Origin of the sequence: Bradyrhizobium oropedii, from assembly GCF_020889685.1 — a bacterium.
GTDB lineage: Bacteria > Pseudomonadota > Alphaproteobacteria > Rhizobiales > Xanthobacteraceae > Bradyrhizobium > Bradyrhizobium oropedii.
In genome coordinates this window covers 1-548 of the sequence record NZ_JACMYO010000501.1, presented here as the reverse complement: position 1 = coordinate 548, position 548 = coordinate 1, and the positions used below count along the sequence as shown (strand labels likewise).

The following is a 548-nucleotide window of genomic DNA, read 5'->3' as shown; positions in this document are numbered from 1 at the left end:
GCCACCGGCTATACCGGCACGGTCCACTTCACGTCGACCGACGGCAGCGCCGTGCTGCCCGCCGACATGACGCTGACCAACGGCGTCGGCAGCTTCAGCGAGACCTTCGATACCGCCGGCCACCAGACCATCACTGCGACCGACACGGTCAGCGCCGCCATCACCGGCACGTCGAACGCCGAGACGGTGGCAGGGGGTGCGGCCACCCATCTTGTGGTCAGCATTGCGGCCAATGGAGCGGCGGGGACGCCAGGCACGGTCACCGTCACCGCGCTCGATGCCTTCGGCAACGTCGCCAACGGCTATTCGGGCACCGTGCACTTCACGTCGACCGACGGCCACGCCGTGCTGCCGGCCAATATGACACTGACCAACGGCGTCGGCAGCTTCAGCGAGACATTCGAAACCGTCGGCAACCAGACCATCACCGCGACGGACACGCTCAGCGCCGGCATCACCGGCACGTCGAACACCGAGGCCGTCATAGCTGGCGCCGCCACGCATTTCGTGGTCACCCTCCCGGCCGGCGGAACAGCGGGCGTAGCAAG

The 548-nt window shown here is 67.9% G+C and carries 1 protein-coding gene; it reads left to right on the top strand.

Annotated elements, in window-relative coordinates; genetic code table 11:
- Window positions 1-548: hypothetical protein (locus tag H8A95_RS43490; protein ID WP_229188516.1), on the top strand; the 548-nt coding region annotated here is incomplete at both ends.